Raw genomic sequence first — 13,598 nt, forward strand, 5'->3', positions numbered from 1 at the left:
TCCCTGCGGGCGCGATTCACGCAGTGAATCGCGCCCGTTATTACAAGAGGTGGTTCGATGACGCTAGATACGCTGTTTCTCATTTGTAATTACGCAGTCCTGCCGGCCTGGCTGTTGTTGTTCCTGTTGCCCCATCACCCACTAACCCAGCGTATAGTGCATGCTATTTGGGTACCTTTGCTGCTGGGGCCGGTTTATATTTATGCCTTTTTTTTCGGCCCTCCGGCGGCAGAAGGGGCGAGCTTTGGCAGCCTCGAGGCGGTGATTCTGTTGTTCCAAAGCCCCTCGGCCGCCTTGGCAGGCTGGGTGCACTATCTGGTGTTCGACTTATTCATTGGTGCGTGGATAGTCAGAGATGCGCGGCGCGAGAATATCAACCACTGGCTAACAACGCCGTTGCTGTTCGCGACTCTGATGGCAGGGCCCGCCGGGCTCATGGCTTATCTGCTGCTGCGTCTGGGTATGCGGCGCAGCGGGGCTCTGAGCGAGACTTAGCTGTCGTGAGGCAGGGGCTCTTGCCTGCCGATTTCTGGAGCTACAGTGAGTTCAGTTAGGTTTGAATTCGATCGGGGGGTGTGCATGACGGGCAACACATGCGGCGGTTCCGTTTTGGCAAAACACTTGGCATTGGGATTGTTGTGCCTCTGTGTCAGCATGGGTGCGAATGCAGTGCCCAATACCGTATTGGGTAACTTCAACCAACCCAGTACGGATGGCTATCAACCCATATCTTCCCTTGACTATATTGCTGTTCCCTTTGTCACGGATGATCAGTTTCTCAGGGTGGATGGCGTAGAGATCAATGCCGTTAATCTGCTGGCGCCCGGTAATGTCGTTGTCGAAATCTGGGATATGGACGCATTCGCTCAACCTGGGAATCCGGTGGGTGCTCTAAGTGGTCCCACCGACCCCGTTGGGTTTAGCCAATACACCGGCAGTACCGATTTACAGGCAGACACCTCGTATTTCCTCGTGATCGCGGGGGGCAATGGCGCCGGCAGCATCGGTACGGCGATTTACACTATCGACGGTAACCAGGTGGATTAACAGCCTGCCCCTATCTATCTTATTGGCACTGACTTCGACGGTAATGGCTCCATCGATTTCGTAAATAAGTGCCTGGGCTCCGGCCTCGGGCCCAGCTGGCAGTGCGCTGGCCCCACATCTTCGCTGTTTTCCCCGAATTTCGGATCCTGGCAAGTGATATGGCACCGCCGGCCCCTTTGAGCCTGACTGCAAACCCGCTGAGCCTCGATTTTGGCTTGGTGGCTTAGGGTGGTACCAGCGCCGCAATGACAGCGGAGATCATCAACGACGGCGCCGCGCCCCAGACGCTGGGAACACTCACCGTCGGTGACGGGTTTGCGCTGGCAGTCGACGGTTGTTCCGGGCAGGTCCTCGCCGTCAATCAAACTTGTTCTAGCGACGTGACATTTACCCCCCCAGCATGGCGGCTACAGTGCGAGTACGGTAGTCATTCCTGCCCAGGCAGATCCTCGCTCACCCTATGGCCTGGTATTAGGCGGTGAGAGCGATGAACAGGGCACCGAGCTGCCGTCAAGCGGTACGGTCCCGCCGGAGAACGGCTCTTCCCCAGTACCCGTGCCCTTGCAGATCACCCTGATCAGCATTCTGGCGCTGCTTGTAACTGTACTCCAATTCCAGCGACACCGGCGCACTTGACGCAATTAATATCGCTGCCATAATAAATGATATGTTGTATCATCTAAGTTGAGACATTCTCTTCACCTGCCGCGTTCAGCCTGATCGTGGCATAGTGCGTGTGTCGTTCCTCTGTTCTCTTAGCGGCAGTCGTCCTGATCGATCGCTGCTCCTTGAGAGCTTGGTGTGCCTGTGCGAGAGTCTGCCTGTTATGAATCTGTAGAGGAATGAGTAATGGCTCTAGTCGATCTGGATCACGTAAGACGTTTGTTTGGAGGTGGAGAAGAGGCCCAGCCGTCCCGGGAAATTTACCGGGAACTTCTGCTTATGGTGCTTGCGCGTGCCACAGATGCGGACGCTTATACCCACCCGGTCGAGGTTGAGGTGGTTAAGAAAACGCTCGAGGAAATGCTGGACGAGCCCGTTGCCAGTAGCGACATTCGGATTGCTGCGCGCTCAAAATTGTACGAAGCCGCGCCACTTGAGAAATACATAGCTCGCATGGCGCCACAACTACCAAAGTCTGAGCGCCTCGCGATACTGAACGCACTGATAACAGTATTGAAAGCTGACGAGCGGGTAGCGACCTCCGAGGTGCGCTACTTCAATATGGTCGCCCTGGCCATGGAATTAAGTTTTGCTGACGTCGCAGGATTGAGCGCCGGTTAGCCGGAGGTAGAACTGATGCAAACCCATGTCGAAAACACGCTGCCCGTGACAGTATTGTCGGGCTTTCTGGGGGCGGGTAAAACCACCGTGCTCAGCCATGTTCTAAATAACCGTGAAGGCAAGCGGGTGGCAGTCATTGTGAATGACATGAGCGAAATCAATATTGACTCTGAAATCATTCGCAACGAGGTCTCGTTAAACCGCAGCGAAGAAAAATTGGTCGAAATGAGCAATGGCTGTATCTGCTGTACATTGCGTGAAGATTTATTGGAAGAAGTGACGGCGTTGGCCCAAGACGGCAGATTCGACTATCTGCTGATCGAGTCGACGGGTATTTCCGAGCCATTACCTGTAGCGGAAACCTTCACCTTTGCTGACGAAAACGGCGTGTCGTTATCAGAGGTGGCAACTCTGGACACCATGGTGACGGTAGTCGACGCAGTCAACTTTCTGCGCGACTATGACGCAGCCAAGTCCCTGCAGGATACGGGCGAATCGTTGGGTGAAGACGACGAGCGTAATGTCACCGATTTGTTGGTCGACCAGGTGGAGTTTGCCGATGTGATTCTGGTGAGCAAGACGGACCTGGCCGAAGATGATGACATCAAACGCCTGACGGCCATCCTCAGAACCCTGAATACCGAAGCCAGGATCATCCCGATCGCCAATGGCAAAGTGGACATTAATGCGATTCTCAATACCGGCCGATTTGATTTTGCTCGGGCCCAGCAAGCGCCGGGGTGGCTGAAGGAAATGCGCGGTGAGCATGTGCCGGAGACAGAAGAATACGGGATTGGTAGCTTCAGCTACGGAGCTCGCCGGCCCTTCCATCCAGCCAAGTTTCACGCGCTTCTTCACAGCCTTGATGACATCGGCAGACCCATTAGATCCAAAGGCTATTTCTGGCTGGCCTCGCGACCGGAATTCGCGGGTCAGTGGAGCCAGGCTGGAGGCATTGCCCACTACGGCTTTGCGGGTATGTTCTGGAAAGCGATTGCGCCGGAAAAATGGCCCCGTGACCCTGAGCTGATCAAGACCATTCACAACAATTGGGTTGAGCCTTTTGGTGATATGCGTCAGGAACTTGTCTTCATTGGTCAGGGCCTGGATGAAGCCAGAATCACCCGGTTGCTGGATGACTGCTTACTCACTGAAGAGGAAGTGCTGCGTGGCAAAGAATACTGGTATTCACTGGAGGATCCATTCCCAGCCTGGGACTGAATGTCATTTCTAGCAGAGGCTTGCTCTGATCCCACCTTCGGGCGTTGAGCGGCTACAACCGGGCATCAGCTAGCTGGGTTGCTTTCGGTAATCCTGGCCTGAATGTGGCAAGATAATCAGCTATGCATTCAGGAGGTCTGTAATGGCTGATTCCCAGCGCGTGTTAATCGTCGGCGGCACACACGGCAATGAAGTGACAGGCGTACACCTTGTCCGGCGCCTGCAGCGCAATCTCCAGGAACTCTCCCGCGACAGCTTTACGGCACAAACCCTGCTCGCCAATCTGCCCGCTATGGCCGCCAATAGGCGCTATCTCGAACAGGATCTGAATCGCTGCTTCACAGCGGCGCTGCTGAACACCGAGCCACAGAACGGCGAGCAGGTGCTGGCGCACGAGATTAACGAAAAGTATGGGCCTAAAGGGACGGATAGCCCGACCGACTGGATTATCGACCTGCATACCACCACCGCTAATATGGGAGTCACCCTGGTGGTGCAGCAGCACGACCCTCAGGCGTTGGATATGGCGCTGTATGTGCAGCAAAAAATGCCCGATGTGGTGATTTTCGATGAGAACTGCACACGCGATGAAGACCCCTTCTTGTGTTCGATTGGCCAGCACAGCATGCTCATCGAGGTGGGGCCTGTACCGCAGGGCCTGTTGCGCTGGGACGTGTTCGAGCAAACCGCCCGTGCCCTCGCGCACGCCCTGGATTTCATTGACTTGCGTGCCCGAGGCGAAGATAGCTTACCTTCGCCGCGGCAGGCGGATATGTATCAGTTTATCGAGAAGCTGCATCTGCCCCGCGATGAACATGGCGCCATCTGCGGCATGATTCACCCCGAGTTACAGGACCGAGACTACCGTGAATTGTCGCCCGGGGATCCGATATTTATCAGCGTGGACGGGGAGACCATTCCCTTTGACTATCCCGAGAGTGTCCATGTTGCATTTGTGAATGAGGCGGCCTATTACGATCAGGCCCATGGCCTCTCGCTAATGCGCAAAAGAACCGTGAGCTGGGAAGGCGAGTAACGCGGGAGCGCATTGGCTCAGGGCTTTTCTGCTGTTCACATGGAGCGCTGCGCTGCTCGGCTGCAGCACGTCACAGCCCGTTGCGGAGCAGGCGACGCCCGCTGCGAAAACTCGCTGGCTGGTGCAGTGCGAGAGTTCTCTGAAGCCACGTTTAGAGCCCGGCGAGCACACCGAATCGGCGGCTCCCAAGGGCTGGATTAATGCACGCACACCGAATGACGCTAAGATTTTCGTGCTCGGAAAGCTGGACGACGGGTTTGTGCAGGCGACCGCCGCCATCAGTTAGGACCCTGAATGGGCGCTAGATCCCCAGCAGCCCTATCTTCACTTGCGCAAGGTATGCCGCGAAACCCTGGCGCGCCGTCGCCGGGGAGATTTGTATCGACCTGGCCTGGTGCGAACCCTGAACCCGGATACGGGCGTGTATACCTCGATTGTTTTTGATGACTGGTCAGAGCGGGCCAAAATCACTCGACTGGTCGTCTTTGGCGACAGCCTCAGTGACACGGGCAATCTGCGCCGGCGGTTAAAGCTGGTGCCGCGAAAACCCTATTGGGTGGGGCGTTTTGCCAACGTGCTGGTGTGGACCGACTACCTGGAAGTGTCTGCCAATCTTGCCCTGCAGAACCACGCCCGCGGTGGTGCCATGGCTGCGACCCGCGAACCCATGAGCAGTGAGGAATTAATCCAGCGGATCTATACCAACGGACAGTTCTTCGTCAGTGGCGATCTCGAAGACCAGATCGATAACTACGCCACGCGTTATCTCAAAGGCGGGGCTGTCCAGCATGATGCACACACCGTTGCCGTGCTGTGGGCCGGGGCCAATGACTATATTTCCAAGGAGGCCTACGACAGCTCGATCAGTTCGCTGTTAGGTCAGTCTTTCTCCGAGGATGGATACCGTGAGCTTGTAGCCCGTGTGGTTGGCTCGCTGCGAGTGCACCTTGGATATCTGCGCAGTCTCGCACTGCAGCGCTTTCTGGTGATTAATCTACCGTATCTCGGCAAGACACCCATGGTGGTGCAAAACGACCGTTTTCTGGTGTCCCGTGATTTCGCCAGCGACGAGGAGCGGCTGCTGGAATTCTCCAGTCGGCTGCATGAGCTGACTGTTTGGCACAATCGGGCGCTGGCTGAAAGGGTGGCTGAATTTCGGGCCGAGTCGCCGGGGGCAGAAGTGGAAATCGCCGATGTCAGCGAATGGTTTACACGGATTTTCGACCTGCAGATCGGCGCGGCAGAACTGGGGTTCAATCTCGTCGCGAATGAGGTGTTGCTGGGTTCCGCAGGTGCTGAGGGGGCGCTCCAAGATTGCTGCGATAGCGGAATGACCCTCGGCGTATTTGCCACTAACTCCACCGTGTGCAAAGACGCATCCCGCGCCGTGCTCTGGGACCTGGTGCATCCCTCGACGTATCTGCAATGTTGGATGGCGTACTGGCTCGGGGAACAAATGCACAGCCAGGGCTGGCTCCGGCCCATGCCCGAGGAAAAAGCCTATGGCGCATGGTGCGCCATGATTGCCGATGCCTATTAATCCTGGGGCGCTAGTTCTCAATCGGCAAAGCGCAGAGGGAGTTGTTCAAAGCGCCGCACAAAAATACTGTCCGCGTACACCGGCTTGGGTGTTGTCATCAGCTCTAGCCTTCGCGGATCAGTCAGCACCGTTTCCACGATGATCTTCGCTTCCAGTCGTGCCAGGCCGGCGCCGATACAGAAGTGCATTCCGCGGCCAAAGCTGAGGTGCTGTCTGCTGTGCCTTCGATCTAGCCGCAGGGTGTCAGGATCAACAAACCTTGCCCCATCGCGATTCGCCGCCGCCCATAGCAACATCAGCCTGTCCCCGGGTACCAGGTCAAAACCTCCGAGTGTGCAGGCCCTGCGCACGGTCCGATAGTGGAAATTGAATGGCGGCTCCAGGCGAATCACTTCCTCTATGAACAGGGGTATAAGCGCTGGTTTGCGGCGAAGTTGCTCCGCCAGTTCTGTATCGCCCGCCAGTCGGTAGAGGGCCGAGCCAATCAGTGCGCTGGTCGATTCGCCGCCCGCACCAAACAACACAATCGCGATGCCAACAGCCTCTTCCCGAGAGATGGTTTCCTGCGCTATGGCCTTGGCCAGCGAGTATAGTATGGGGGAATGGGCACCAGCATCGATGTGATTTGGCACGGCGTCCAGTTGCGCTGCCAAATAAGTGGCCATTTGCGTTGTTTGCTCTGCCAGATATACCAGGCGCTCACTGGTGATTTTGCCCGCCAGGATATCACCGCCCATCATGGCCCACTGCCGGTGTAGTGGCATATCTTCCTGGGGTAGACCGAGCAGGTGCGCGACGGCTCTGGCGGGTACCTGTTCTGCCAAGGCCGTGAAGTCGCCACCGCCTTCACTCGCCAGCGGCGCCAGGGTGGCGCTGGCCCAACTGCGCAGGAGTGGCTCCATGGCTTTTATTTTCGCAGCGAGAAATGCGGGCTGTAGGAGGGTCCGGTGGACCGCGTGCCTCGGGTCATCTGCGGTGGCAATCACAGTGGCAGAGCCGCTCTGGGGAAGCTCAAAGCACGCTGGCTGGCCGCTGTCGCCCAGATACAGAACCCCGGTCAGGTTCGCCGAGAAGTCATCCTCCCGGCCGAGCACTTCCTCAATGTGCGGCCAAGTCGCTACGGTATGGAACCCTGAGTCACCAATACGGGCGATCGGTGTGTGCTCACGTAGCTGCGCGTAGAGCGTGTGTGGATGGGTGATCGCTGCCCTCGAAAGGATTTCATCGGCGCGTTTTGAATATAAAGGTGCTCTGGGCATGGGGGTTACGGCTGCGCGCTCAGCGTCGCCGCGGTACACGACCTCATAGTACTGCTCCAATGCCCCCGAACAGGCTCCAGCCACCCAGGGCAGGGATGGTAACGGGCGGTATCGACATATGTCAGGAAACTGGGCGCGTTATCCGGGTCAAAGTCGAGGTCTACTGCGCTGTCCAGAGGGAGATCTTCCCGGCCCACACCGATATCCGGAAGAGGTTGCACTATGGTGTTGATCACTGCCCTGTCCGTTTGAATTAACACGCCGTTTCCATAGAGGTCGACACGCAGATCGATGATGTCCGCTGAGCTGCCACTGCCACTGCCACTGCCACTGCCACTGCCACTGCCACTGCTTAAATCGGTGCTCCAGCTAATCACGGCGCGATCGCCGTTGGCAGCGTCGTCAGAATGATCCGGGAAGTTGGCCGTATCGGGCGTCCATGTGATCACGGTCTCATACGTGGCAGCGCTGGCGATACCTGTCCAGATGGCCAGTACGAGCCCGATAACGGCTTTGGATTGTGATATCTGCATGTCTTCTGCAATGCCTTTATTGGTCGTGCTCCCGTCCATTGTCCCACGGGCAGGAATCGTAGCGCCAGCAGAAGTTCGGTGGGCAGATGAGGCGTGTATTGTTGCCGTTTTCCGGCCAGGTAGCTGGCCATGACGTGGCCTGGTTGTGCCATCAGGCTCCAAAGCGTGCGTGCAATGCGGTCATTGATGTCGAGCGCCTCCCGCACCGTGTCCCTCAGGAGTAGGTAAATTGACCGCTACAGATTGACGTTGCGCTGGCCACACCGATAGCAGTAGCTATCCTGAAGCGGGACGTCGCAATTTTTGCGGTGAGGCGGCGTAGGCAATGTTCTGAGCCAGCCGAAGTGAGTTGGCCAACATTCCGCCATAGACCATGGGCTCGTGATAATATGTAGGCTTCGTCTATTCGATGTCTCAAGCGACCATGACGCAAAGTATGCGGCTACCCGGTTCAGGAGAAATCTATGCGTTCTCTGTATATTTTTTCGATTTCTCACATCTGCGAAAAAGCCCGCTGGGCGCTGTACTATCTGTATACTTCCCCACGAACTGGTGAGCCTGGCGCCAGGCCTGCACAGTGTGTGGGCCTCACGTTGTGGCTTGACCAGCACGACCTTGCCCACCCTGGAGATTGATGGCATCTACACCCAGGGGGCAGGTGACATCATTGACTGGGTTGAGCAGCGCACGAGCACGCTCAGGCGGTTAACACCCGAGAATGACGCATCGGAGGTGCGTGCGCTGGAACAGCGCTTTGGCGAAAGCATCGGTTTCCATACCCGTCGCATGTTCTACTCTGAGGCCTTGCTCGAGTATCCCGCGACAGTAAAGCCGCGATTTCTGGCGGGCCTGTCCATCCTTTCCCGCCTGTTCACCCAGTTCATGTGGCCGGTGATTCGTAAGGGCATGATCCGAGGTATGGAGCTCGGGCCAAAACAGGGCTAGGAGTCTCGTGCCGTGTTGGAGCGCGAGTTGGACTGGCTCGATGCACAGTTGGCTGACAGGCGTCAATTTCTGGTAGGCGAAAACTTCAGCCGAGCCGACATCTCTGTAAATGGAGGCGTAGTTCGCGTAGTTGGCAAGCAGGCCAGGATCGGTATGACATAGCCGCTGAATCCAGGTGAAGTTTTCCGGTTGTAGTGTTGCGAGACAGCGTTGAGTGCTCAGATTCAGTCCCCCCACAACAAAAAAGAAACAGGCGGCTCATTCTGTTGCGGATAAATCGCTGTAGCGCTTCCGTATCGCTCGCTCGCAAGGGCATAACACCGCCGGGGTAGTCTCTTTCAGAGTAGATAAACCGCGCATCAGTTGCAGCTGCAATTCCGGCGATTTCGTCGGGGTTTTGCAGGGAATCGTCAACCACAATGCACTGCGTTGTGTCGTCGATATTGATGAGGTTTATTTCAGCGCTGTGGTTTAGCGCTAAAGTCATTCGGCGTCCCTTGGATTGTCACTAAGGAAAACACAAGGTTTGTCTGCTCAGGCAAAGATAGAACTTGTCAGCAGCTGGACCCGCTGCGGCTTTCCCGTTACCTTGCATGAGCAATCCATAACAACACAGGTCCAAGAAATATGCCCCAAATCGAACTCCATCCACTGGCCAGGATTGAGGCCAAGCTCGGTGAGCCAGTTAACGTCGGCCGCGGCCCTCTGGGGTCCAGAGTGGTCATCGACGTCACTTCGGTAAAGCTCACTGGCGAACGGATCAATGCTGAGCTGGCAACCAATGACGCTGCGGATTGGGCCACCTTTAGTGAAGACGGTACAGTTGCATCGCTGGATGTGCGCCTGACACTGAAAACCGATGATGGTGAATTCATCTTCGTCGAGTATACCGGCAGGATGGAGACAGCCACGGGGCTGATTGCAGTTGCGCCTACCTTCCAGACCGGCTCGGAGCGCTACGCCTGGCTCAACAGTATCCAGGCGGTGTCCGCTGGGCAGGTGGATCAGGAGACAGGTGTGCTCGTGTATGAAATGTACGAGGCGCGGCCTGTAGCCTAGGCCAATGGTGCTTTCGCTCGAGGCCCTTACGTCTCGAGAACAGGCGCCGATGCAAGCCGTCGAATGAAATAGATATAACCCTGGGGCTACGATGTCTGCCGAAACGCCCCTCTGTGAGCCTATCGATGATTGCCGCGCCTGGAGGGCCGCCGATTTCGCCGAGGAGGCGCTGTGGGTTCGGCACTTCACAACCTTGGAAATCGAGGAGCTCGAGGCAATGGGCAGGACTATTGCCGAAGGTAGTCTGGCAGCTGAATATGCCGTGGCCATTCAGGCTGCTATCCCCAGTGTGGTGCCGCTAGTGTTGGAGCTGGCTAAAACAATGGCGCAGGGCAAAGGGTTCCGTTTGTGCCGGGGCTGTCCGCGGAGCGCTGGGGTGTTGAGCTAAGCGATATTGTCTATCGGGCTTTTGCCGAACAGCTAGGGCCGCTGGCCTCGCAAAATGCCGCAGGAGATCTACTGGGACATGTGCGGGATACCCGTGAAAACCAGAGCGCCCCGTCGGTCTGACGGCGCCGATTTGATCGGTTTGCTCTGCCTGAACATCCCTCGCAATGGGGGCCAGAGCCGTGTTTGCAGCTCGGTGACGCTGTTAGATGAAGTTCTTGCTCGTAGACCCGACCTGACAGCGCGGCTGTTTCGGCCCTGGTACTACCGCCGGAATAATGAACAGGCAGAGGGCGAAGCCCCGGCGTTTCCTAAACCTATCTGTTTCTACGACGGCGAGCACTTGCGCACATTCTTCGTGGGCTGGTATGTGCGCGACGCCCAGCGCGATTCGAGCGTGCCGCGGCTCACCGAAGCTCAGAACGAGTTGCTCACCCTGATTGACGAAATCTGTCGTGATCCCGCTGTTTATGTCCCAATGGATTTTCGCACCGGCGATATCCAATTGCTTAAGAACTGCTATACCCTGCATTCACGCACGGCGTTTGAAGACTGGCTTGAACCGGAGCGGCGGCGTCATTTGCTCAGGGTCTGGATCAATGCACAAGCCCTGAACGCCTTTGTTCATGCGTTGCCTGACATGGCCGGTGCCAGAAGCGACGATAGCTTTCTGTAGAAGGCTTGCCAAAGAGCGGCCACCGCCCGCGGGTATTTGATTCGCTTGCTCTCACCTTGAATTGCAAGACGATTCGCAATTTGCACGCTGAGATGAGTCACCTGCCGCCCAAAGCAAAAAACCCGATTAAAAACAGTTGCTTGAGAATCGAAAGGCATCTGGTATAGCCATTGCAGAATCCTCCTTACGATATACGAACCGCCTTCACAGGCGCCGGAGGAATCGATGAATCAGATTATTGGTACAGTGGCGAAAGTGGAGGGCGTAGTTTTCGTCCGCGGATTGGATGGAAAAATTCGTGAGCTCAATGAGGGTGACAGCCTGATAGCCGGTGAGCAATTGCTCAAAAGTCCCGACGCCAACGTTGAGCTCAGCGCCTGGGATCTTCCCTTCTCAGCGAATCAAGACGCTGAACTGTCTACCGCTATGACCGAACAGCATGTGCCTGAAGGGCCTCAGTCGTCGAGAGAGGATGCACCCGATGATTTAGAGGCATTGCTGAGAAACTACGACGGCGACCTTATGGATCTGTTGGAGGAACCCGCGGCGGGCGCTGTGACAGGTAACCTCGGGAGCTCTTTCGTGCGGGTCGATCGTATTGGATTCGAGCTGGACGAAATAGGTTTCGGGGTTGCGGCAAACTCGGAGGCCGAGACGCCGCTGAATAGTGTGGGTAATGCGGGCGAAGCTATCGAGTTGACACCTGATGACACGCCAGAACCGGAAAACTCGCCCGTTCTCGATCCGCCCCGGCAATCAGGTGACGAGCCAGAAACGCCGGCAGTGTCTGAAAACCCTCCCCTCGAGGTTGCTCCTGAAGATCCTGGCGCGTCAGCTCCCGAGCTGCCCTCGGTTCCAGGGACAGACCCATCGCCGGAGTCGCCTATACAGCATATTCCTGCGTCTCCTGAGACACCCTCGCAACCTGAGGCATCCGCACCGTCGTCGTTGTTACAGTCGGGCTCATTGTCCATAACAGCAGTCACTGTAGTGGAGGGCTCCGGCGATGCGACGCTGATAGCAACTCTCGATGTTACGCCCGCGCAGGCCTTTGAGGTGTCGCTCAATAATGGCGCGACCTTTCTGTTCGATACAGACTATGTGCCAGGTACGCCGGTAGTCTCCAGCGCATTCCCTGTGCAGGATGACGACGCTATCGTCGATGGTATGACATTGATACTGGAGGTTGTTGCATATACGCCGGGTGTATTCGAACAACTGCAGGTGCCGGCTTACGTTGCCTTCAACGTGGTGGACACTATTGACCCTACCCAGGTCGAACTATCGGCCGCTGATATTGGCAAAGGTGGCGATATCACCGTACAAGCGACGCTGGAATATGCGCCGGAAACCGACCTGAACCTGACCCTGACGAATGCCGAGACCATTCTGATCCGGGCCGGTGAAACGGTTGGTGAGGTAACTTTTCCGGGGCCGGCAGCGCTCGATATGGGGCCTGAGGGATTGACGCTGGAATTGGGTATTGCCTTTGCCATCGGGGGCAATTTTGAGCGGCTTAATCTTGATGCCGTGGTAAACGTACGGGTGCTTAATGAAAGCCCTACAGTGATTTTTCATCCGCTAGATGATCTTCCGGATATTGAAGGTGTTCAATCCGAGGTTTACGAAGCGGGACTGTCGCCCAACGGCAGTGCCGAGGGTAAGGATTCAACGACCACCGGCGGAACTATCACGATAGCGGACGGTGATGGTCTGGCAGACATCACGGGACTGCTGGTGAGCGATACCTCGGTAGAGGCGGGGCAGACGCATATTTCAATCGAAGTCCTGGCTTCACTTGATGTGACTGACAGCACTACCTGGGTAACGTTCGCAGGCCAGTATGGTGCGGTCACCTTGACGGGCTATGAGGCGGGTAGCATTTCCTATCAGTACGATTTGGACGGCCCTGCCAATCATACAAATCAGCCGGTGACCGATGCCTTCTGGGTGGCGGTGAGCGATGATGGCTCAACCTATTCAGAGCCCGCGTCCATCGTGATCAACATCGTCGATGATGTAGTTGTAGCCGCAGACGATGTGAACAGCCTGGTGCCGGGAGCTTATGGGCCCGTGTCGGGAAACGTGATCGCCGATAGCGATGTGGTAAGCGCTGATGGAGCCGCAATTTCCTATATCGCCGGTGTGTCGGTAGTCGGCTACTCAGGCGACTACGATTTCGCCATGTTGGGCAGATATGGCGTGCTTGAAATGAATGAGGACGGCAGCTACCAGTACACCCGCAATGAGAACACGCCTGGTGGTGTTACCGACCAGTTCACCTACACACTGACCGGCGATGCCGACTTCGATAATGCTGAGCTCACTATTACCATCGGCGACCGTGACGCGGTCATCAGTGCACCTGATCTTGGTGCCTCGGGTACCGAAGTATATGAGGCAGGCTTGCCCAGTGGACAGGGGGGAGAACCTGGCGGGTCGGGTGAAATCGCCGATGAAGACGGCAACAACAACTCAGACCCATCTGAGACGACCATGGGTAGCGTGGTGTTTTCAGGAGATGGCGGCCCGTTAATCGTGTCCATTGAAAGGGGCGGTGGACCTGTCGCGCTCACTGGTGTTGGCCAGACTTTTTAGGTGAGTTCGGTGT

General features: G+C 56.5%; 15 protein-coding genes. 11 read left to right on the forward strand and 4 right to left on the reverse strand.

Annotated features, from left to right (window positions below; all coding sequences use genetic code 11):
- Positions 1-57 precede the first annotated feature (57 nt).
- The 6 genes from A3709_RS09345 to A3709_RS09370 all read left to right on the forward strand — a co-directional run bounded on the left by A3709_RS09345 (position 58) and on the right by A3709_RS09370 (position 6,128).
- Positions 58-495 carry an ABA4-like family protein gene (locus A3709_RS09345; protein ID WP_066053459.1) on the forward strand — a complete coding sequence of 146 codons (438 nt, stop codon included), beginning with the start codon at positions 58-60 and terminating at the stop codon, positions 493-495.
- 159 nt (positions 496-654) lie between these two features.
- The gene (locus A3709_RS09350) at positions 655-1,047 is read left to right on the forward strand and encodes a choice-of-anchor R domain-containing protein (protein WP_066053462.1); all 393 of its coding nucleotides are present in this window, start codon (positions 655-657) and stop codon (positions 1,045-1,047) included.
- Between the two features lie 849 nt (positions 1,048-1,896).
- On the forward strand, positions 1,897-2,331 hold the full coding sequence (locus A3709_RS09355) for a TerB family tellurite resistance protein (RefSeq protein WP_066053464.1): 435 nt from the start codon (positions 1,897-1,899) through the stop codon (positions 2,329-2,331).
- A 15-nt stretch (positions 2,332-2,346) separates the two neighbouring features.
- Entirely contained in the window at positions 2,347-3,552 is a 1,206-nt protein-coding gene (gene zigA, locus A3709_RS09360; RefSeq protein WP_066053467.1) for a zinc metallochaperone GTPase ZigA, read from the forward strand.
- A gap of 142 nt (positions 3,553-3,694) precedes the next feature.
- Positions 3,695-4,588, forward strand: a complete 894-nt coding sequence (locus tag A3709_RS09365; protein WP_066053470.1) for an aspartoacylase — start codon at positions 3,695-3,697, stop codon at positions 4,586-4,588.
- 328 nt (positions 4,589-4,916) lie between these two features.
- Positions 4,917-6,128 (forward strand): SGNH/GDSL hydrolase family protein, encoded by a 1,212-nt coding sequence (locus tag A3709_RS09370; protein ID WP_066053473.1) that lies wholly within the window; start codon positions 4,917-4,919, stop codon positions 6,126-6,128.
- Positions 6,129-6,145: 17 nt separating this feature from the next.
- On the opposite strand, the gene A3709_RS09375 is transcribed toward A3709_RS09370, so the two are convergent.
- The 3 genes from A3709_RS09375 to A3709_RS24990 are packed head-to-tail and all read right to left on the reverse strand — an operon-like array spanning position 6,146 to position 8,126.
- Entirely contained in the window at positions 6,146-7,447 is a 1,302-nt protein-coding gene (locus tag A3709_RS09375) for a cytochrome P450 (RefSeq protein ID WP_156507642.1), read from the reverse strand.
- Positions 7,393-7,920: a hypothetical protein gene (locus A3709_RS09380; protein ID WP_197484140.1), complete on the reverse strand. Its 528-nt coding sequence runs from the start codon at positions 7,918-7,920 to the stop codon at positions 7,393-7,395. Before A3709_RS09380 ends, A3709_RS09375 begins: the two co-directional genes overlap by 55 nt.
- Positions 7,833-8,126 (reverse strand): DUF3667 domain-containing protein, encoded by a 294-nt coding sequence (locus A3709_RS24990; protein ID WP_082850017.1) that lies wholly within the window; start codon positions 8,124-8,126, stop codon positions 7,833-7,835. Before A3709_RS24990 ends, A3709_RS09380 begins: the two co-directional genes overlap by 88 nt.
- 394 nt (positions 8,127-8,520) lie before the next feature.
- Between A3709_RS24990 and A3709_RS09385 the strand changes: the two genes are divergently transcribed.
- Positions 8,521-8,865, forward strand: coding sequence for a hypothetical protein (locus A3709_RS09385; protein WP_156507643.1), 345 nt, complete (start codon positions 8,521-8,523; stop codon positions 8,863-8,865).
- Between the two features lie 85 nt (positions 8,866-8,950).
- On the opposite strand, the gene A3709_RS24995 is transcribed toward A3709_RS09385, so the two are convergent.
- Positions 8,951-9,352: a DUF6445 family protein gene (locus tag A3709_RS24995; RefSeq protein ID WP_369795138.1), complete on the reverse strand. Its 402-nt coding sequence runs from the start codon at positions 9,350-9,352 to the stop codon at positions 8,951-8,953.
- A 140-nt stretch (positions 9,353-9,492) separates the two neighbouring features.
- On the opposite strand from A3709_RS24995, the gene A3709_RS09390 reads away from it, so the two are divergent.
- The 4 genes from A3709_RS09390 to A3709_RS09405 all read left to right on the forward strand — a co-directional run bounded on the left by A3709_RS09390 (position 9,493) and on the right by A3709_RS09405 (position 13,585).
- A complete protein-coding gene (locus A3709_RS09390; protein ID WP_066053482.1) occupies positions 9,493-9,924 on the forward strand; it encodes a DUF3237 domain-containing protein in 432 nt (143 codons plus the stop codon).
- Between the two features lie 91 nt (positions 9,925-10,015).
- Positions 10,016-10,312 (forward strand): hypothetical protein, encoded by a 297-nt coding sequence (locus tag A3709_RS09395; protein ID WP_066053484.1) that lies wholly within the window; start codon positions 10,016-10,018, stop codon positions 10,310-10,312.
- Between the two features lie 93 nt (positions 10,313-10,405).
- Positions 10,406-10,987, forward strand: a complete 582-nt coding sequence (locus tag A3709_RS09400; protein WP_066053485.1) for a TauD/TfdA family dioxygenase — start codon at positions 10,406-10,408, stop codon at positions 10,985-10,987.
- Between the two features lie 225 nt (positions 10,988-11,212).
- Positions 11,213-13,585: a retention module-containing protein gene (locus A3709_RS09405; protein WP_066053488.1), complete on the forward strand. Its 2,373-nt coding sequence runs from the start codon at positions 11,213-11,215 to the stop codon at positions 13,583-13,585.
- Positions 13,586-13,598 lie beyond the last annotated feature (13 nt).

The organism is Halioglobus sp. HI00S01, assembly GCF_001635445.1.
GTDB lineage: Bacteria > Pseudomonadota > Gammaproteobacteria > Pseudomonadales > Halieaceae > Halioglobus > Halioglobus japonicus.

Coding starts and splice junctions, on each gene's coding strand:
- A3709_RS09345 (WP_066053459.1), top strand. CDS start 58: ATGACGCTAGATACGCTGTTTCTCATTTGTAATTACGCAGTCCTGCCG.
- A3709_RS09350 (WP_066053462.1), top strand. CDS start 655: ATGGGTGCGAATGCAGTGCCCAATACCGTATTGGGTAACTTCAACCAA.
- A3709_RS09355 (WP_066053464.1), top strand. CDS start 1,897: ATGGCTCTAGTCGATCTGGATCACGTAAGACGTTTGTTTGGAGGTGGA.
- zigA (WP_066053467.1), top strand. CDS start 2,347: ATGCAAACCCATGTCGAAAACACGCTGCCCGTGACAGTATTGTCGGGC.
- A3709_RS09365 (WP_066053470.1), top strand. CDS start 3,695: ATGGCTGATTCCCAGCGCGTGTTAATCGTCGGCGGCACACACGGCAAT.
- A3709_RS09380 (WP_197484140.1), bottom strand. CDS start 7,920: ATGCAGATATCACAATCCAAAGCCGTTATCGGGCTCGTACTGGCCATC.
- A3709_RS24995 (WP_369795138.1), bottom strand. CDS start 9,352: ATGACTTTAGCGCTAAACCACAGCGCTGAAATAAACCTCATCAATATC.
- A3709_RS09390 (WP_066053482.1), top strand. CDS start 9,493: ATGCCCCAAATCGAACTCCATCCACTGGCCAGGATTGAGGCCAAGCTC.
- A3709_RS09395 (WP_066053484.1), top strand. CDS start 10,016: ATGTCTGCCGAAACGCCCCTCTGTGAGCCTATCGATGATTGCCGCGCC.
- A3709_RS09405 (WP_066053488.1), top strand. CDS start 11,213: ATGAATCAGATTATTGGTACAGTGGCGAAAGTGGAGGGCGTAGTTTTC.